Source organism: Streptomyces sp. NPDC020807 (assembly GCF_040641575.1).
GTDB lineage: Bacteria > Actinomycetota > Actinomycetes > Streptomycetales > Streptomycetaceae > Streptomyces.
In genome coordinates, this window is sequence record NZ_JBFADU010000022.1 from 35,248 (window position 1) to 52,987 (window position 17,740).

Genomic DNA, 17,740 nt, shown 5'->3' on the forward strand with positions numbered 1-17,740 from the left:
TGGGTTGGCTGTGCCCGCAGGTAGCCGCGGGCACAGCCAACCGGCACGGGACCCGCCGCCGGTGCAGCGAGGAGAGACGAGAGATCGTGCCGGTTCCGCTCTATCAGGCGAAGGCCGAGTTCTTCCGGATGCTCGGGCATCCGGTGCGCATCCATATCCTGGAGCTGCTCCAGGACGGACCGCTGGCGGTGCGCGAGTTGCTCGTGCGGATCGAGGTGGAGCCGTCGGCCCTTTCGCAGCAGCTTGCCGTCCTGCGGCGGTCGGGGATCGTCACCGCGAGCCGTGAGGGCTCCACCGTGGTCTACACGCTGGCGGGCGGGGACGTCGCGGAACTGATGCAGGCCGCCCGGCGGATCCTCACCGACATGCTGGTCGGGCAGAACGAGCTCCTGGCCGAGCTGCGGGGAGCCGAGCCGGCAGCGTCCGCGGTCACGTCCTCGTGAGCGGCGCAGGGAACCGGGTCCGTTCGCTCCTGCCCGTCCGTGCCGATCTCACGGCGATGGCCCACGCCCCGCGCAGGAACCTGGTGGCCGGGCTCACCGTGGCGATCGTCGCCCTGCCGCTCGCACTCGGGTTCGGGGTCTCCTCGGGCCTCGGCGCCGAGGCCGGGCTCGCGACCGCCGTCGTCGCCGGCGCCCTCGCCGCCCTCTTCGGCGGCTCGAACCTCCAGGTGTCCGGCCCGACCGGCGCCATGACCGTGGTCCTGGTCCCGATCGTCGCCCAGTACGGCCCTGACGGCGTCCTCGCCGTCGGCCTGCTCGCCGGGCTCCTCGTGATCGCCCTCGCACTCGCCCGCGCCGGGCGGTACATGGCGTATGTCCCCGCCTCGGTCATCGAGGGCTTCACCCTCGGCATCGCCCTCGTCATCGGCCTCCAGCAGCTCCCCAACGCCCTCGGCGTCCCCAAGCCCGAGGGCGAGCGCGTCCTCGTCGTGACCTGGCGAGCCGTCGAGGAGTTCGTCCGCACGCCGAACTGGGCCGCGGTCGCCCTCGCCGCCGGCGTCGCGCTCGCGATGCTGGCCGGGGCCCGTCTCCGCCCGGCCGTCCCCTTCTCCATCGTCGCCGTCGTCGCCGCGACCGGCGTCGCCCAGGTCTTCCACCTCGACGCCGCACCCCCCATCGGCGATCTCCCCTCCGGCCTCCCGGCACCCTCCCTCGCCTTCCTCGACCTCTCCGCGCTCGGCTCCCTCCTCGCCCCCGCCGTCGCGGTCGCCGCGCTCGCCGCGCTCGAGTCACTGCTCTCCGCCCAGGTCGCCGACGGCATGACCGTCGGGCAGAAGCACGACCCCGACCGGGAGTTGTTCGGCCAGGGCCTGGCCAACGTCGTAGCCCCGCTGTTCGGCGGCGTTCCCGCGACCGGCGCCATAGCCCGTACCGCCGTGAACGTCCGCTCCGGTGCCTCCTCCCGCCTTGCCGCACTCACTCACGCCGCCGTCCTCGCGGTGATCGTCTTCGCCGCGGCCCCGCTCGTCTCGAAGATCCCGCTCGCGGCCCTCGCCGGTGTCCTGATCGCCACCGCGGTCCGCATGGTCGAGGTCGGCTCCCTGCGGGCGATGGCCAAGGCCACCCGCTCGGACGCCGTCGTCCTCGTCCTCACCGCGGTCGCCACGCTCGCCCTCGACCTCGTGTACGCGGTGATCATCGGCCTCGCCGTCGCGGGCGCCCTCGCCCTGCGCGCCGTAGCCAAGCAGGCCCGCATGGACCAGGTCGACCTCCGTGCCGACCTGCCCGGCGAGCACAGCGACGAGGAACACGCCCTGCTCGCCGAGCACATCGTGGCCTACCGCCTGGACGGTCCCCTCTTCTTCGCCGCCGCCCACCGCTTCCTCCTCGAACTCTCCGAGGTCGCCGACGTCCGCGTCGTCATCCTGCGCATGTCCCGCGTCACGACCATGGACGCGACCGGAGCGCTCGTCCTCAAGGACGCCGTCGAGAAGCTGAACCGCCGCGGCATCGCCGTCATGACCTCGGGGATCCGCCCCGGCCAGCGCAAGGTCCTCGACTCCGTCGGAGCCCTCGACCTGCTGCGCTTCGAGGACCGCGAGTACGCCACCACACCCGAGGCCATTGCCGGCGCCCGCTCCCACCTCCAAGGTGCCGGGCTTCTCCCCACGCCGCAGCCCGACCACAGGACCGTCGCGGAAAGGGAGCGTACGAGATGACGGCCTCCACACACAGCACTCCCCCGTCATGGTCGACGTCCCCGGCACCGAGGCTCCGTGACTTCTGGAGGGCACCTCGCAGGGACTGCCCCTCCACCACCGCCGCGAGCAGGTCGTGGTCCGGCCGGCCGTTCACAGCCTCGAACACGGTCGGCTGATCGTCCGGGCCGCCGTCCGGAGCGGCCTGCTTTCCGGCCGCCCCACGCTGACCTACCAGGTCCATGCGGTGCGCAGGCCCGTCGCCGCCGGTTGGAGCGTGACCGTCACCGGACCGGCCGCGTGCGGCACGCCTCCGAGGCATCCCCGTTCCTCAGCATCACCTTTGCCGCCGGTGACTACCCGCTCGCCTTCGCCGTCCGTGACCGCAACCCCCACCACCCGGCGTCATCCCCGCAGCGGGTGCCACGGGCGGGCGCGCCACGGTCGCCCAGCCGGCGGCGGAGGGGGCGGCGCCTGCGTGCTGCGGCGGGACGCCGACGGCCGCGAATGCGTCCGGATCACCCTCCCCCTGTGAGTCGGCCGGCGGCTCGACCCAACCGACGAGGTCATCGTCCTCACCGGCTTCCGCCCCGGCCCCTCCTACCTCGACGACCTCCACCTCGGCCTCACGAGCGTCCCCTGGCCCCCTTGGACTTGCGCCACTGATCGTCGCCGCCCTCGCGGGCGACCAGAGGCCGCCGAACGCGTCGAACTCGTCCTCCCGGAGATCAGAGTCTGCGGCGGCGTCGGCGTCTTCGACCAGCCCGCCACCGAGCAGACAGCCGACAGGGGCGGCTGCTGCGCCCCGGTCCCTCAGCTCATCCGGCTCGGCAGTACGACGGTCCCGCCCCTGCGGCTGACCAGCCTCCGAGTTGCACCGCTCGCACGCCTCGGCGCCGATCGGCCCGGTCAGCCCAGGAAGCTCAGCCGCACCTGACGCTCCGGATTGTCCTTGTTGGTGTCCTCCACCAACCTCCGTAAGACAACCAAGAGTAGCCTCGCCGACACTCAGATCTTCTGGGCGTTCTCCAAGCGCGACCCTGGAGCTGCTGAGCTTGCCCCCACCAGTCCCACCGGCAGACAGCGCTAGTGAACAGAAACCAGCACCACCTCCCCATGGCCTAAGAAGGAAAGATGCCCGCTACCGGACCAGCCGCCCTTCTCGTCCCGTTCGCCCGGGCGAGCCACGAGCACCTCGAGCCAATGCAGGACGTCACGCAGGCGCTCGCGCCCAGGGCTACGTCCCTCGGGCCGTACGACGTCCCGGCGTACGGGTACCTCCGGAACATCATCCTGGATGTCCATGCGTTCGGCGGCTCTGGCACCGGCGTTACCGCCACGGAAGACGCGCCGTGGAGTGTGATCTCCGAAATCGCCCTCGTCGACGCGAACGGAACGCCCGTCGTCGGCCCCTTCTCCGGGTATGACCTGTACCTCGTCAACAAGTACGGAGGATACGTCCACGCTTCGGACTCGAAGCTGTCCCCGATGTATTCGGGTGTCGCGGCATCCGATGGCGGTTTCCGGTTCTGCCTGCGACTTCCCGTGGAGTTCTCCGCACAAGAAGGGCTGGGAAGCCTCCCGAATACGAACGCGGCATCCCCTTGGAAGGTCCGAATCACGCTCGCCCCGGCGAACCACGTCTACGGCACCACACCATCCGCCCTGCCGTCGGTGCGTATCCGGCTACACCTGGACGCATGGTCTCAACCGCCACGGACAGATCTCCAGGGCAATGCGATGGCCCAGACACCACCGGCCGTCGGTTCGACGTCCTACTGGTCCAAGATCACCTTGCCGGTATCTTACGGTTTCAACACGCTCCGGCTACCGCGCGTGGGGGCGCTCATCCGCAACCTGTTGTTCGTCTGTCGCGACGCGGCCGATTCGCGGTCGGGGGGCGACGCGGTGTTCCCCGATAAGACGTCGCTGTTCTGCGACACCCACCTCCTGAAGGCCTACCAGAAAGATCTCTGGAAGCACGAGATGTTCCGGAAGACGGGTTTCTCCGCGCCGACCGAGGCGGCAAACGGACTCGACTCTGGAGTGTATGTCGAGAATTACCGCCCCCACGTCGACGGGAGGGCAGGCGATGAACTCCACCACCACTACCTGGCAACCACTCAGAGTACGAGATGCGAGCTGACGGGATCGTTCTCCGCGGCCGGAACCCTCACGGTGCTCACGAACGACGTGGTCCCCGCTCCCAAGATCTGCACGGACGAGGTCGGGCTGGAGGGGCATCGGCCGTGACGTCGCCCATGAGCCACTCAGCGAGGTGGTCCCGGGAAATGACCTCCGTGCTGTGTCGTCGTACCGTTCCGGCGTGACCACTGAGCTTCTTCGACTTGGCCGCCGATCGGGTGATGGTCCGTGAAGCGCAACGAGCGAGCCCCCGGGCTGTTGATCGAGATATCTGACGTCTCAATCACGTTGCTCGGGGGCCTCGCTGGTCATCCATCCTGCCGCACTCGACCTGCCGCATGCACTCGTGGAGTGGGTCACGATGCTGATCGTCACCCGTGAGGGCGCCCGGCGAGACGAAGACCTTCGCCCTGTCGGAGCGGGACGAGGCGCTCGCGTGGGTGGTGGCCGGCTGAGGAGCCTTGCCGGGGGCTACGCCCTGGCGCGGATCAGCTCCTCCCCCGCCTCCTCACCCGTCTCCGTCAGCCGCAGGTGATAGAGCGCGAACGCCCTCCCGATCACCGGCTGGGCCACGTTGCGGACGCGTACCCCGCCCGCCGTCATGCCGTGTTCCGTGCCCAGATGGGCGTGGCCGTGGACGGCCAGGTCGGCGCCCGCCTCGTCGATGGCCTCGGCGAGGAGGTAACTGCCCAGGAAGGGGTAGATCTCGATCGGTTCGCCCGCGAGGGTGTCGGGGACCGGGGCGAAGTGGGTGAGGGCGACGGTGGCCGCGCAGCCGTCCGCGGCGAGCTCCGTCAGGGCGCGGTGGAGGCCTTCGGCGGACTCGCGGGCCGTGCGGACGAAGGCCTTCATCTCGGGTTCGCCGAACTCTCCCGCGCTGCGGCCCGCGAAGCCCCCGCAGAAGCCCTTCGTGCCGGCCACGCCGACCTTGTGGCCCGCCACCGGGACGATCGCGTGGTCGCCCTCCAGGACCGTGACGCCCGCGTCCGCGAGGACCTGGGTCACCTCGGCCTGCTGGTCGCCGTGGTAGTCGTGGTTGCCGAGGACCGCGATGACCGGGACTCCCAGGTCGGTCACCTCGCCGGCGACGACCTCGGCCTCCGCGACCGTCCCGTGGCGGGTGAGGTCCCCGGCGAGGAGGAGGACGTCCGCGCAGAGCGGGAGGGTCTCGAAGGAGGGGCGGAGCAGGCCCCGGCACTCGGGGCTGAGGTGGATGTCGCCCACCGCCGCGATCCGGACGACAGCGCCGTTGTCCGACGCCGACGTGGTCACGACAGGTCCTCGGGACGGTCGGGCGGGTCCGCGCAGGCGACGACGAGATCGGTGCGGATCGGGATGCCGGCGAGTTCCGTGTCGGCGAGCCGCAGGACCTCGTCGCGGTGGTCGGCCGTCGGGAGCGTGCCGGACAGCAGGACCGCCGTGCCGCGTACCTCGACCCGTACGCCGAGCTCCGCGACCTCCTCGCGCGCGAGCCGTTCCTTGAAGCGGGCGATCCGGTACTCGCTCTCGCCGCCGTTCATGAGTGACCTCCTTCTCCTTCGTCCTGGGGGGCGCGGGAGAGCGCCCTGCGTCGCAGCCGGTACGGGGTCACGTACCAGCACAGCGCGAACCACACCATCACCCCGCCGACGACGATCCCGGCGGCCACCGCCCCGCCGAGGACGACGTTCAGGATGAGCATGAGCGTGCAGGCCACGGTCAGGGCCAGGAGCACCATGCCGCAGACCATCAGCCGGCCCGCGGCGATCACGACGTCTTCTTTGAGGCGCAGGCCGGAGAGGCAGCGGTGGAGGGAGACGGGAGCGATCAGGGCGGCCGTCGAGGAGGCGGCGAGGACGACGGTGACGACGTACAGTCCGCGGTCGAATCCGCCCAGCTCCCGGAAGCGCACGGTGAAGGCGAGGCTCAGCAGGAAGCCGAAGAGGATCTGGACGCCGGTCTGGGCGACCCGGGTCTCCTGGAGGACTTCCTGCCATCGTCTGTTGACCCGCTCGCGGGCCCCTTCCGCCGTCGTGTCCGCGCTCCCCGCTGCGCGTCTCGTCGTCGTGTCCGCGCTCCCCGTCTCCTTCACGCGTCTCGTCGTCGTGGTCATGACGTCCTCCTCGGCTCGGCACGTCCCGAAAGCCCGGGCGGCAGGGGCTACAGCTCCCGGAGCGCCGGGAGCAGCTTCCTCTCCGCCCAGCGCAGGAACGGTTCCTGGTGCTCCCCGCCGATCTGTACGAGGGCGAGGTCGGTGAACCCCGCCTCGGCGAAGGGACGGGCCGCCTCCACGACCGCGTCCACGTCGTCCCCGCACGGGATGCTCTTCGCCACGTCCTCCGGCCTCGTGTGCGCGGAGGCCTGGTCGAAGCCCGCGGGGAGCGGGAGCTCGGCGTTCACCCGCCAGCCGCCGAGCGCCCAGCGGAACTGGTCGTGGGCGCGGACGATCGCCGCCTCGCGGTCGGGGTCGTAGCAGACCGGCATCTGCCCCATCCGGGGCTTCCCCGCTCCGCCCTGCGCGTCGAACGCGTCGAGGAGTTCCCGGTCCGGCTCGGTCGTGATCACCAGGTCGCCGTGGCGTCCCGCGAGCGCGCAGGACCGCGGCCCGGAGACCGCGATGCCGACCGGCGGCGGGGTCTCCGGGACGTCCCAGAGCCGTGCGTCGTCGACCTGGAAGTGCCGGCCGTGCCGCGTCACGTACTCCCCCGAGAACAGGGCGTGGATGATCTCCGCCGCCTCGTCCAGCATGTCGAGCCGGACGCGGGCCGAGGGCCAGCCCCTGCCGACCACGTGCTCGTTGAGGTTCTCGCCCGAGCCGAGGCCGAGGCGGAACCGGCCCTCGGAGAGGAGTTGCAGCGTCGCCGCCTTCTGGGCGACCACCGCGGGGTGGTAGCGGAACGTCGGGCAGGTCACGTACGTCATGAGCGGGATGTCGGAGGTCGCCTGCGCCGCCGCGCCCAGGACGCTCCACGCGTAGGGCGCGTGGCCCTGGGAGGGCAGCCAGGGGAAGGAGTGGTCCGAGATCACGGAGAAGTCGAACCCGGCCCGTTCCGCCCCGACGACGTGTCCGACCAGCTCACGGGGGCCGGCCTGCTCGGTCATCATGGTGTATCCGATACGCATCATGACCGGCGACTTGCCACGACCCCCGTGTCCGAAACACCGGGGCACGCCCCGCCTACTCGTCGGCGCTCGGTACGTCCAGGGGGCTGTCCGGCGCGTCCTTCCTCGCCGCCTCCATGCGCTCGCCGAGTTCGACGAGCCGGTTGCGCCCCATCGCCTTGCGCACCTCGGGGAACCACTCCTTCTCCTCTTCCTCGACGTGGTGGCGCACGTTCTCCATGAGCACGGTCATCTTCGCGTCGAACCGCTCGTCGGCGGCGTCGAGCCCGGCCAGCTCCGAGAGCATCCACAGCACGGCGTGGTGCTCCTCGACGCTTTCCAGGACGTGGTCCTTGGTGTCCGGCGCCGCCTCGCGCGCCGCCGGGTAGAAGACCCGCTCCTCGATCCAGGCGTGCGTGGTGAGCTCCCTGATCACCTCGTCGGCCAGCTCGCGCTTGCCCCGGAGGTCGTCGTCGTCCGCGCGCTCGAAGCCCTTGAACAGCTTCTCCACCGTCTTGTGGTCCTCGCGCAGGAGCACGATCGCGTCCATGTCGCTTCCCCTTCCTCGTGGTCCACGGTGCGTCGTGGTCCACACTCCTCGTGGTCCACGCTTCGTCGTGGTCCACACTTCCTCGCGGTCCACGCGTCGGCTTTCCGGTGGTCCACTCCGCGGCGACTGCCCCGCGCCTTCCCGGGTACACGCCCGCCGAGGTGAGGAGCCCGCGATGAAGATCCTGACGATGGGTGTCGAAGAAGAGTTCGTCCTGGTGGACCGCGTGACCCGGAGCCCGGTCAACCGCGCGCCGGAGGTCATCCGCATCGCGCGCCGGGTCCTCGGGGACCAGGTCCAGACCGAGTTCTTCAACGCCCAGATCGAGATCTGCACCCGGGCCACCGCCGACCGCCGCGACCTCCGCGACGAACTCGCCTGGCTGCGCGCCACCGTCGGCGCCGCCGCCCACGATGCGCGCTGCATGCCGGTCGCCTGCGGCACGCCCGTCCTCCCGCCCGAGGAGCCGTACACGGTGACCGACACGGAGCGTTACCAGCGGATGGCGCGCCGCTTCGCCTCGCTGATCACCCGCGAGGACGGGGCCGCCCGCGACGACGGGCTCGTCTGCGGCTGCCACGTCCACATCGGGACCCTCGACCGCGAGCGCGCCCTCGCGCTCGCCCAGCACATGCGGCCCTGGCTGCCCGCCCTCCAGGCGCTCGCCGGGAACTCGCCGTACGCGGGCCGCCGCGACACCGGCTACCAGAGCTGGCGCTCCGTCGAGCACGGTCGGTGGCCGACCGTCGGTCCGACCCCCGTCCTCGACGAGGCGCAGTACCTGGCCCACGTCGCCCGGCTCGTCGAGGACGGGACGCTGCTCGACGACCGGATGGTGTACTGGCACGCCCGCCCCTCCGAGCACGTGCCGACCGTGGAGATCAGGGTCGCCGACGCCAACGCCGACCTCGACACGGTGGTGCTGCTCGCCATCCTCGTCCGCGGCCTCGCCGCGACCCTGCTTCCCCGCGTCGACGCGGAGGCCCCGCCACCCGTCGTCCCCGCGGCCCGGCTGCTCCACGCACACCGGCTCGCCGCCGTCCAGGGCCTCGCCGGGACCGGTCTCGACCCGGTGACCGGTCTCGAACGGCCCGCCGCGGCGATCCTGGACAGCCTCGTCGACCTCGCCCGGCCCGGCCTCGACGCGACCGACGACACCGAGTGGGTGCGCCGGCAGTGGCAGCGGATCCGGGTCGACGGCGGCGGCGCCGCGCGGCAGCGGGCCGTGTTCCGGCGGCACGGACGGTACGCGGCGGTCGTCGACGCCCTCGCCGCCGCGACGATCAGGAGCTGACACCCATGAGTACAGGCAACGACTCCTCTCCGACCCGCGTCCCGACCCGCATCCAGCCGCTCCCCGAGGGGCCGTTGCTGGTGGAGGGGCCCGCCGAGATCGTCATGCCGGACGGGTCGGTGATCCTCTGCGAGCGGCCGATGATGGCCCTCTGCACGTGCCGTCGCAGCCTCAGAGCGCCGTTCTGCGACACGAGCCACCGCCCGCGCCTCCGGCGCCGTACCGGGAAGCCGAGGGCCGGGGCCCCGTCCGACAGCGAGACGGAAACCCGGAAGGAGACGTCATGACCCTGATCCAGACCCCCGCCTCCGCCTCCGCCGGCCGGGCCTCCTCAGGCCCAGCCGCGTCCGTCGCGGCCACGTCCGTCCCCGCCTCCCCCGCCCTCGCGCCGCCGCCCCTCCCCGAGGCCCGCGGCGAGATCTCCGCGGCGGTACGGGCACGGCTGCTCGGCGCCGGTCCCGACCGCCTGCCCCGGCCCGCCGACGTGGCGCGCTCCGCCCCCTACGGCGAGGACCTCCACCTGGCCCTGCACCTCTGCTACGAGCTCCACTACCGCGGCTTCGCCGACGTGCCCGACACCCTGGAGTGGGACGCCGACCTGCTCCGGGTCAGGGCACTCCTGGAGCACCGCTTCGAGAGCGCCCTCCGCCACGACTGCCGTGAACTCCCGCCGGTGGACGAGGCCTTGGCGGAGCTCTTGCTCGAACCGCGCGACGGTGAGGGCGTGTCGCACTTCCTGATGTCCGAAGGCGAGTCGTGGCAGCTTCGCGAGTACGCGGCGCTGCGCTCCGTCGCCCAGCTGCGGGAGGCCGACCCGCACCTGTGGGTCGTCCCCCGGCTGAACGGCCGGGCCAAGGCGGCCATGATGGCGATCCAGTACGACGAGTACGGCTGCGGGCACGCGGAGCGCATGCACGCGCGGCTGTACGCGGACCTCATGGCCGACCTCGGCCTCGACCCCTCCTACGGGCGGTACGTGGACGCCGTCGGCGCCGAGGTGCTCGCCGCCTCGAACCTCATGTCGTTCCTCGGCCTCCACCGGCGGCTGCGGGGGGCCCTCGTCGGGCACTTCGCCGTCCTGGAGACGACCTCTCCGCCCGCCGCCGCCCGCATCGCCACGGCACTCCGCCGTACCGGGGCCGGCGCGGCGGCGGAGCGGTACTACGACGAGCACGTGGAGGCCGACGCCGTTCACGAGCAGGTGGTGCGCCGTGAGGTCGTCGGCGGCCTGCTCGACGAGGAGCCGGGACTCGCGCCCGACATCGCCTTCGGCATCGCCGCGACCCAGCTCGTGGAGGACCGGGTCGGGAGCACCGTGGTGGACGCCTGGGCGCGGGGCCGGAGTGCGTTGCGCGGGCCGCTCTGATCTTCAGTGCCGCCCGGGCTTCTCTTCAGTGCCGCCGGGGCTTCCCGTCTTCGGCGGTACGGGCCAGGCAGCGGTCCAGAAGGGCCGGGCCCGTGCGGTGGGCGAGGGCGGCCACGGCCGTCGAGGCGCCGACCCGGTACGCCGCTCGCCGCGGGTGCCGGGCCGCGTGCACCACGGCCCGGGCGGCGGCCTCCGGCTCGGGGTCGAGGACGGGGAGCCGCACGGTCGTCACGGCCACGCGGCTCCCCTCGTGGCGGAGCTCCATCCGTACGGAGGCGGTGAAGCCTCTGATCGCGTGCTCGGCCCCGCAGCAGGCGGCCTGGAGCGGCACGGAGAGCTCCCCGAGCACCGAACCCACCTGCACGACGGCCCCTGCGTCGCGCGGCCGCATGCGCCGGAGTGCGGCGCGCGTGCCGTTGACGCAGCCGAGGTACGTCACCGTCGTCACGCGCGCGTACTCCTCGGGGGTCACGTCGGGGAAGCGGGCGAGGACCGAGGTGACGGCGGAGTTCACCCAGACGTCGACGGGTCCCAGCTCCCGCTCGACCCGCTCGGCCGCCTCTTCCACGCGGTCCGGCACCCCCATGTCGACCGGCACCACCAGGGCCCTTCCGCCGAATCGCTCGACCTCGTCGGCGGCGGCATCGAGGGCGCGCCCTCCCCGGGCGAGCAGCGCGACGTCCGCGCCCTGTGCGGCGAACGCGCGGGCGACCGCGCGGCCCACGCCGGCGCCCGCGCCGGTGACGGCCACGACGCGGCCGGCCAGGGGCGGCCGCGCGCGCCGACCGTGGCGGATCACGAACAGCCCCTCCAGGAAGGTGCCGATGGCGAGTTCCGGGCGTCCGGGGTGAGCTCTCATGACCGCCGTCCGAGGGAGAGCGGGAGGGGAAATCGGGGATTGGGGAGTGGGGGGGTTGGGGCTGGGGGGTGGAGGTGGGGTTGGGGGGTGGAGGTGGGGGTGACTGGGGGATGACGGGCGGCTGCCCCGATGCCGCTCCCGCAACCGCGGCGGGCAACCGGTCCGGCAGGGATGGCACCGGCCCTGAGGGGTAGACGCAGGTTCCCGTGGACGAGATCCCCCGCGCGGGTCCTTCCCGGCCCGCCGCGAGGAGAGGAGCAGGTCATGAACCTCATGGAAGGCCCGGCCGAGCCCCTCGCGGCGGGCGGAGCGAGGCCCCCGGCCCCGACCGCGCACCGTCGCGCCCTTCCGCCGGACCACACGCAGGCGATCCTGGAGACGACGAAGGAGGTGGGGGCGGTCCTGAAGGAGTCGGGCTGCCCGTTCGCCCTGGTCGGCAGCGTCGCCACGTACGCGCACGGGATTCCGGTCCGGCTCCAGCACGACACGGACTTCGCCGTGCTGCGCGAGGACGCCGAGACCGTCGTCTCGTCGCTGCGGGCGCGGGGTGTGCGGATCGTCGACCCGCCCGAGGACTGGCTCGTGAAGGCCCGCGCGGGGGGCGAGGAGATCGACCTGATCTTCGCCCTGGCCGGGCGGCCGGTCACGAGCGAGCTGCTCGCCCGCGCGCAGACCCTCCCGGTGGACTCCGTCCACATGCCGGTGCTGGCGCCGACCGACCTCGTGGTCTCCCGGCTCCTCGCGCTCTCCGAACACCACTGCGACTTCGGACCGTTGCTGCCGGTGGCGCGGGGGCTGCGGGAGCGGGTGGACTGGGGGCGGGTGCGGGAGGAGACTTCGGGAGCGCCGATGGCGGAGGCGTTCCTGTACTTGCTGGAGCTGCTCGACGTGCTGCCCAAGGAGGTGGGGGTGGGAGGGGCGTGAGGGGGTCGGCGGGGCGGGGCGGACGGGGCCGCCGCGCGGGGCCTTCACCCCACTCCGCCCCTTCCCGGAACCGGGGCTCTGTCGCTCCGGCTAGCGGATGCCGAGCGCCACGACCTGCGTGATCGCGTCCTCGGCGAAGTTGTCGTCGCTCACCAGGATCAGCGTGCGCTCGCCGGACGGCAGGTCCGGGCCCCACGTCATGCCCTCGGTGTTGTCGACGGCGGACAGGCCCAGGCTGTCGAAGTCGACGACGAGCCGCTTGCGCATGGGCTGGACGGGCCGGCCGTCGAGGGAGTCGACGGCCCGGACGTCGGTCGCGCCGCGGGTGGTCGCCTCGAAGAGCCGGATCTTGTAGCCCGCGCCGGCGACCCAGGTGCGTTCGAGGACGAGGTAGCGCTTGGCGTCGTCCGGGAAGGCCAGGATGGACGGGACGCCGGTGTCCGGGCCCCAGGGGCTGGTGGGGTCGTTGGCGGTGAAGATCTTCTCCAGCGGGTACGCGAACTGGCCGAGGACCCGGCCGTCCCGGCCCTGCTGGGTGACGCGGACGAGCGCGCCGTTGTCCACGTCGGGCTCGGGGCCGTCCTGGAGCAGCGGGCCCTCGACGGCGCTTGTCAGGACCCTGCCCTCGGCGTCGAAGGTGAGCGCCTCGATGGCCTGGTTCCGGCGCGGGCCGCGCTCCTCCATCGTGATCTCGTAGTTCGCCGGGAGCTTGAGCTGTCCGAGGTAGGCGCCCGTGCTGGGGGAGGCGTACTGGATGGACGGCTGGACGACCGGCGGGCCGACGGTCTTCGGGCGGTCGCCCTCCTGGCCCCACCAGTACTGGCAGCTGCGCGGGTCGACGCGGATCTCCTCGGGGTCGACGGCCTTGCCGTCGTTGAGGGTCGGCGCGGGGTAGGTCGTGCCGTCGGGCTGCCGGAAGGGGTGGGTGCCGGTGAAGTCGACGGCGTGCACGCCGGTGGCGTCCACGTCGAGTGCGGCGGTGTAGAAGCGGGCGGGCTGGAGGTAGGACCGGTCGTCGCTGATGAACACGTACTCGCCGGTGCAGGGGTTGCGGTCGATGCCGGAGAGGCCGCCGACGGTGGTGCCCTGGAAGTCGAGCTTGTGCGGGACGGTCTTCTCGCCCAGGAGGCGGGCTTGGACGGGGCGCCTCGGCTCCTGCCCGGAGACGCCGGGTTGGGCCGCCGCCGCCACGGCGGGGGCCAGCGTCGAGGTCAGGAGCAGGGCTACGGCGCACGCGCGGCGCGTCAGGGAAGAACTCACGTGGTTGATCTTGACCCGGCGGCACCCGGGGGCGCAGTCGCCCAATGGGGTGTTGTTGAAGGGTGCTTATCCTACGAGCTTCCTCCAACTTCTTCCGAATGTGGCCGATTACTGCCGGACCAGACTCAATACCGCCCGTTCCACCGCTCCTTGAGTTGCCGGATGACCGAAGGTGACGTCCTCGCCCAGCCGTTGCAGTGCGTGGGAGATGGTCCTGCCGTCCTCGAAGTGTTCGATGACGACCGGGTCGATGTAGGACGCGCGGCACACGGCCGGGGTGTTGCCGAGGTAGTCGGCGACCTCGCGGACGGCACGGGTGACCGCGCGCGAGCGGGTCCTCTTCGTGCCGTCGGCCGCGCGGGCGGAGACGGCGAGGGCGACGGCGGCCAGGACGGTGGCGTGCCAGGTGCGGAAGTCCTTGGCCGTGATGTCACGGCCGGAGCGCTCGCGCAGGTACGCGTTCAGGTCCTCGGCCCGCACCTCGTGCCAGGCCCGGCCCTCCCAGTACGCGAAGAGCCGCTCGCCGGGTTCGGGGCGGCGGAGCAGCGCGCGTACGGCCCGGAACGCGGCCTCGTCGGCGAGCGCGCGGTGCTGGTGGCGGCCCGACTTGCCGGGGAAGCTGAGGCGGATCTCGCCGCGGCGGCACTCCACGTGCTCGCGCAGCAGGGTGGTCAGGCCGTAGCTGTCGTGGTCACGGGCGTAGCGCTCGCCGCCGATCCGGAAGAAGCCCAGGTCGAGGAGGCGGGCCGCGCAGGCGAGGACACGGGCCCGGCACAGCCCTCGGGCCGCCAGGTCCTCGGCGATCGAGCGGCGAAGCCGCGGCAGCCCGGCGGCGACGCGCCGGACGTGGTCGTGCTTCGCCGCCTCGCGCCGCTCACGGAAGCGCGGGTGGTAGAGGTACTGGCGGCGGCCGGCGTCGTCGGTGCCGACCGCCTGGATGTGGCCGTTGGGCCAGGGGCAGATCCACACGTCCCGCCAGGCGGGCGGGATGGCCAGCCCGATGATCCGCTTCCGCTGGTCGGCGGGGACCGGGCGGTCGTCCGCGTCCAGGTAGCGGAATCCGCGGCCGTGGCGGACGCGGCGCCAGCCGGGCCGGTGGGGGTCGCTGGTGCGGAGCCGGGCGGTCACGGGGCGGGCCTCACCGCGAGCCTCCCGCGCTCCTGGCGGCGGGCGGGTACGGCGCGGCGCGGATCACCACCAGCCGCTCCCTGGTCGCGTGCGCGTCGGCCAGTCCCTGACGGGTGAGCCACGCCCGGCGCGCCGACAGGACCGGACCCCAGGGGATGTCGGCGCGCCGGACGACGCGGGCAGAAAGGCCCTGGTCCCTCAGGAGCTCGACCGTGGTCGCGGCCCCGCAGAGCGCGGAGTGGACCAGGAGCAGGGCGCCGCCGGGGCGCAGCCATCCGGCGGCGCGCCCGCACAGCTCGTCGATGACCGCGCGGCCGTCGGGCCCCGCGTCCCAGGCGAGCGCCCTTCCCGCCCCCCGCGCGCGGGGGGCGGGGACGTACGGCGGGTTGCTGAGGACGAGGTCGAAGCGGCCGCCGGGGACGCAGTCGGTGGCGTCGGCGTGTTCGACGCGCACCGGGAGCCGGTTGCGTCGGGCGTTCATCCTGGCCGTGCGGACGGCCTGCCGCGAGACGTCCACGGCGGTGACGGCGGCGCCCCGGCGTGCCGCCAGGAGGGCGAGGACGCCGGAGCCCGTACCGACGTCGAGGACGGCGGAGCCGGGCGCGATCACCTCGGCGGCGAGCGCGTCGGCGAGGAGACGGGTGTCGGCGGCGGGCCGGTACACCCCGGGCAGCAGGGTGAGGGTCGTCATGCCGGGGCGGGTGCCCGGTGGCCGCCCGATCATGCGGAGCCGTACCGGACCGCGCGCCAGAACGGGGGACGCGCGGCAGGTCAGGCCGTACGCAGGCCGCCCGTGCGTCCGAACGCGGGATGCCCGCGGATCCGAACCCGGGCCACCCGCGAATCCGAACCCGGGACGGCCCACGGGTCCGCTCGCACGACGGCACCGTGCGACCGCTCGCACGACGGCACCGTGGGCCCCCGGCCGTTGCGGCCGGGGGCCCACGCGTGGGGCGGCTGACGGGGGCTACTCGTCCCGGAGCGAGTCGTCGACGCCGCGGGCACGGTCGTGGATCTTGCCCATCGCTTCCTTCGCCTTGCCCTTGGCCTGGTCGGTCTTGCCCTCGGCCTTCATGCGCTCGTTGCCGGTGGCCTTGCCGACGGCCTCCTTGCCCTTGCCCTTCATCTGTTCCATCTTGCCCTTGGCCTTGGACGCCATGGCCGTACTCCTTCCGGGACGCGCTCGTCCCCTGGGTTGCCCCCCCCGTGCGGCGCGCCTGCCCCGGGGAACGCCGTCTACACACGGCTCGTCCCGGGAAGCCCGCCGCCGAGCGGCTCAGTCCCGTCCGGCGGCGCGCATCCCGCGCGCGCCGGCGGTCTTCGCCGCCTCCGGGGAGGCGAGGAGGTCGAGCACGTCCCGGGCGCGGTCCGGCCGGCCGGACGCGGCCAGGACACCCCCGCTGAAGAGGGAGTCGATCGCCGTGTCGCCGGGGAGCGGGCCGACGACCAACACGCCCGGCAGGTCCATGAGTTCGCTGTGCTGCTGGAAGGCGAGGTCGGCCTCGCCGGAGGCGAGGAGGGTGCCGGCGGGGACGCCGGGCGGGGCCTGGACGAGGCGGTCGCCGAGCGCCTCGGTCAGGCCGAGGCGGGCGATCAGCCCGACGAGGGCCGTGCCGCTCGGGCCGGTCGAGTAGGCGATCCTCCGTGCCGCCAGGAGCGCGGCCCCGAGGTCGGCCTCCGTGGCGAGCGCGGGGGGCGCGGTCCCCTCCGGTACGGCCGCCACGACCTGGGAGATCCACAGGGGGCGGACGGTGTCCGGCACCACGTGGCCCTCCTCGGCCAGGGCGGCCAGCGCGCCCGCCGCGAGGACGAGCACGTCGGCCCCGGCGCCCTCCCGGACGCGGCGCGCGACCTCGACCCCGCCGGCGGACTCGAAGCGCACCGCGAGACCGTGCGCGTGCCGGATGTGCGCGGACAGTTCGGCCAGGACAGGGCGCGTCGCCATCGAGGACAGCCCGGAGATCTCCGGAGCCGTGTCACCGTCGTTCATGTCACCGTCCATGTCGCCTCCTCAGTGATCGGCGGTGATCGTACACGCGTGTTCGAGCTGCTCAACGCCGGTCTGCCAGACTGGCGGGGTGAGCAAGAGCCCCAGCACAGCGGCCGGAAAAGTCCTGGAGATCCTCTCCACCTTCGATCGCGAGCACCCGTCGCAGACCCTGTCGGAGATCGCCCAGCGCACGGGTCTCGCCCTGAGCACCGCGCACCGCGTGGTCGCGGAGCTGGCCGCCTGGGGCGCGCTGGAGCGGGCCGAGGACGGGTCCTGGCACGTGGGTCTGCGGCTCTGGGAGATCGCCTCGGGCTGCCCGCGCACGCAGATCCTGCGCGACGTGGCGCTGCCCTTCATGCAGGACCTGTACGAGGCGACCCACGAGAACATCCAGCTCGCCGTCCGCGAGGGCACCGAGCTCGTCTTCGTCGAGCGGATCGCCGGTCACCGGTCGGTGCAGCTGCTCACGATGGTCGGTTCGCGCTTCCCCATCGGCTCCACCGGCATGGGCCGCGTCCTGCTCGCGCACGCGCCGCGGGACATCCAGGAGGAGGTCCTCGAAGCGCCGCTGCGCGCCTGGACCCCGCACACCGAGACCGACCCGAAGGCGCTCCGGGCGCAGCTGGACCGGATCCGGCGCGAGCAGATCATGGTCAGCGACCGGCAGTTGTCGGAGGACACGGTCGCGGTCGCCACGCCGGTACGGATCGGGCGGTCCGGCCCGGTCAGCGCGGCCCTCGGGATCGTCGTCGCCGCCCGCTCGGCCAACCGGACCCGTAGCCTCCGCGAGCCGTTGCTGCGGGCCGCCCAAGGAATCTCCGACGAGCTCGGCCGGCGGGCCCGCACCGCCGCCTGAGGGCGCCCATACACCGCTGACCTGGGGAGGTACCGCTCCGGGCGGCACTGCGTGACCTACGCAACCACTTCCGCCTGACGGAAACAGGCGCGACCGCGCACCTGATCTGCTGTCAACGTTCGGGGTGTTCCAGACCCTGGAGCCCCC

General features: G+C 73.0%; 19 protein-coding genes and 1 pseudogene. 9 read left to right on the plus strand and 11 right to left on the minus strand.

Going from position 1 to position 17,740, the window contains the following annotated elements; genetic code table 11:
• Positions 1 to 86 precede the first annotated feature (86 nt).
• The 4 genes and pseudogenes from AB0G79_RS26135 to AB0G79_RS26150 form a co-directional block, all read left to right on the plus strand.
• Positions 87 to 443 carry a metalloregulator ArsR/SmtB family transcription factor gene (locus AB0G79_RS26135; RefSeq protein WP_360810467.1) on the plus strand — a complete coding sequence of 119 codons (357 nt, stop codon included), beginning with the start codon at positions 87 to 89 and terminating at the stop codon, positions 441 to 443.
• 56 nt (positions 444 to 499) lie between these two features.
• Positions 500 to 2,161, plus strand: coding sequence for a SulP family inorganic anion transporter (locus tag AB0G79_RS26140; protein ID WP_360810589.1), 1,662 nt, complete (start codon positions 500 to 502; stop codon positions 2,159 to 2,161).
• Positions 2,162 to 3,274: 1,113 nt separating this feature from the next.
• Positions 3,275 to 4,393, plus strand: a complete 1,119-nt coding sequence (locus AB0G79_RS26145; protein ID WP_360810468.1) for a hypothetical protein — start codon at positions 3,275 to 3,277, stop codon at positions 4,391 to 4,393.
• A 196-nt stretch (positions 4,394 to 4,589) separates the two neighbouring features.
• A pseudogene (locus tag AB0G79_RS26150) lies at positions 4,590 to 4,670 on the plus strand (IS5/IS1182 family transposase); the annotation flags it as partial.
• Between the two features lie 86 nt (positions 4,671 to 4,756).
• Here the strand turns inward: AB0G79_RS26150 and AB0G79_RS26155 are convergent.
• Genes AB0G79_RS26155 through AB0G79_RS26175 form a run of 5 tightly spaced genes read right to left on the minus strand, consistent with a single transcriptional unit; the run spans position 4,757 to position 7,916 of the window.
• Positions 4,757 to 5,557, minus strand: a complete 801-nt coding sequence (locus AB0G79_RS26155) for a metallophosphoesterase (RefSeq protein WP_360810470.1) — start codon at positions 5,555 to 5,557, stop codon at positions 4,757 to 4,759.
• Positions 5,554 to 5,805 carry a hypothetical protein gene (locus tag AB0G79_RS26160; RefSeq protein ID WP_360810472.1) on the minus strand — a complete coding sequence of 84 codons (252 nt, stop codon included), beginning with the start codon at positions 5,803 to 5,805 and terminating at the stop codon, positions 5,554 to 5,556. The genes AB0G79_RS26155 and AB0G79_RS26160 overlap by 4 nt, the downstream gene beginning before the upstream one ends.
• The gene (locus AB0G79_RS26165; protein WP_360810474.1) at positions 5,802 to 6,377 is read right to left on the minus strand and encodes a DUF6328 family protein; all 576 of its coding nucleotides are present in this window, start codon (positions 6,375 to 6,377) and stop codon (positions 5,802 to 5,804) included. Before AB0G79_RS26165 ends, AB0G79_RS26160 begins: the two co-directional genes overlap by 4 nt.
• Before the next feature lie 47 nt (positions 6,378 to 6,424).
• Complete coding sequence (locus tag AB0G79_RS26170) at positions 6,425 to 7,390, minus strand: LLM class F420-dependent oxidoreductase (protein ID WP_360810476.1); 966 nt, start codon at positions 7,388 to 7,390, stop codon at positions 6,425 to 6,427.
• Between the two features lie 52 nt (positions 7,391 to 7,442).
• A complete protein-coding gene (locus tag AB0G79_RS26175) occupies positions 7,443 to 7,916 on the minus strand; it encodes a hemerythrin domain-containing protein (protein WP_360810478.1) in 474 nt (157 codons plus the stop codon).
• A 175-nt stretch (positions 7,917 to 8,091) separates the two neighbouring features.
• Here AB0G79_RS26175 and AB0G79_RS26180 point away from each other — a divergent pair, with 175 nt between their 5' ends.
• The 3 genes from AB0G79_RS26180 to AB0G79_RS26190 are packed head-to-tail and all read left to right on the plus strand — an operon-like array spanning position 8,092 to position 10,576.
• A complete protein-coding gene (locus tag AB0G79_RS26180) occupies positions 8,092 to 9,210 on the plus strand; it encodes a glutamate--cysteine ligase (protein ID WP_360810480.1) in 1,119 nt (372 codons plus the stop codon).
• 5 nt (positions 9,211 to 9,215) lie between these two features.
• Positions 9,216 to 9,497, plus strand: coding sequence for a CDGSH iron-sulfur domain-containing protein (locus AB0G79_RS26185; protein ID WP_360810482.1), 282 nt, complete (start codon positions 9,216 to 9,218; stop codon positions 9,495 to 9,497).
• A complete protein-coding gene (locus AB0G79_RS26190; protein ID WP_360810484.1) occupies positions 9,494 to 10,576 on the plus strand; it encodes an iron-containing redox enzyme family protein in 1,083 nt (360 codons plus the stop codon). Before AB0G79_RS26185 ends, AB0G79_RS26190 begins: the two co-directional genes overlap by 4 nt.
• Positions 10,577 to 10,601: 25 nt before the next feature.
• Here the strand turns inward: AB0G79_RS26190 and AB0G79_RS26195 are convergent, their stop codons facing one another.
• The gene (locus tag AB0G79_RS26195) at positions 10,602 to 11,435 is read right to left on the minus strand and encodes an SDR family oxidoreductase (protein ID WP_360810486.1); all 834 of its coding nucleotides are present in this window, start codon (positions 11,433 to 11,435) and stop codon (positions 10,602 to 10,604) included.
• Positions 11,436 to 11,699: 264 nt separating this feature from the next.
• On the opposite strand from AB0G79_RS26195, the gene AB0G79_RS26200 reads away from it, so the two are divergent.
• A complete protein-coding gene (locus tag AB0G79_RS26200; protein ID WP_360810488.1) occupies positions 11,700 to 12,359 on the plus strand; it encodes a nucleotidyltransferase family protein in 660 nt (219 codons plus the stop codon).
• A 90-nt stretch (positions 12,360 to 12,449) separates the two neighbouring features.
• Here the strand turns inward: AB0G79_RS26200 and AB0G79_RS26205 are convergent, their stop codons facing one another.
• From AB0G79_RS26205 to AB0G79_RS26225, 5 genes are all read right to left on the minus strand, one after another.
• On the minus strand, positions 12,450 to 13,619 hold the full coding sequence (locus AB0G79_RS26205; protein WP_360810490.1) for an esterase-like activity of phytase family protein: 1,170 nt from the start codon (positions 13,617 to 13,619) through the stop codon (positions 12,450 to 12,452).
• Between the two features lie 108 nt (positions 13,620 to 13,727).
• On the minus strand, positions 13,728 to 14,747 hold the full coding sequence (locus AB0G79_RS26210; protein WP_360810491.1) for a DNA topoisomerase IB: 1,020 nt from the start codon (positions 14,745 to 14,747) through the stop codon (positions 13,728 to 13,730).
• A gap of 10 nt (positions 14,748 to 14,757) precedes the next feature.
• Complete coding sequence (locus AB0G79_RS26215; RefSeq protein WP_360810492.1) at positions 14,758 to 15,438, minus strand: HemK2/MTQ2 family protein methyltransferase; 681 nt, start codon at positions 15,436 to 15,438, stop codon at positions 14,758 to 14,760.
• 276 nt (positions 15,439 to 15,714) lie between these two features.
• The gene (locus tag AB0G79_RS26220; RefSeq protein WP_360810494.1) at positions 15,715 to 15,906 is read right to left on the minus strand and encodes a CsbD family protein; all 192 of its coding nucleotides are present in this window, start codon (positions 15,904 to 15,906) and stop codon (positions 15,715 to 15,717) included.
• A 117-nt stretch (positions 15,907 to 16,023) separates the two neighbouring features.
• The gene (locus AB0G79_RS26225; RefSeq protein ID WP_360810496.1) at positions 16,024 to 16,749 is read right to left on the minus strand and encodes a substrate-binding domain-containing protein; all 726 of its coding nucleotides are present in this window, start codon (positions 16,747 to 16,749) and stop codon (positions 16,024 to 16,026) included.
• 76 nt (positions 16,750 to 16,825) lie between these two features.
• Here AB0G79_RS26225 and AB0G79_RS26230 point away from each other — a divergent pair, with 76 nt between their 5' ends.
• On the plus strand, positions 16,826 to 17,593 hold the full coding sequence (locus AB0G79_RS26230; RefSeq protein ID WP_360810498.1) for an IclR family transcriptional regulator: 768 nt from the start codon (positions 16,826 to 16,828) through the stop codon (positions 17,591 to 17,593).
• Positions 17,594 to 17,740: the final 147 nt, after the last annotated feature.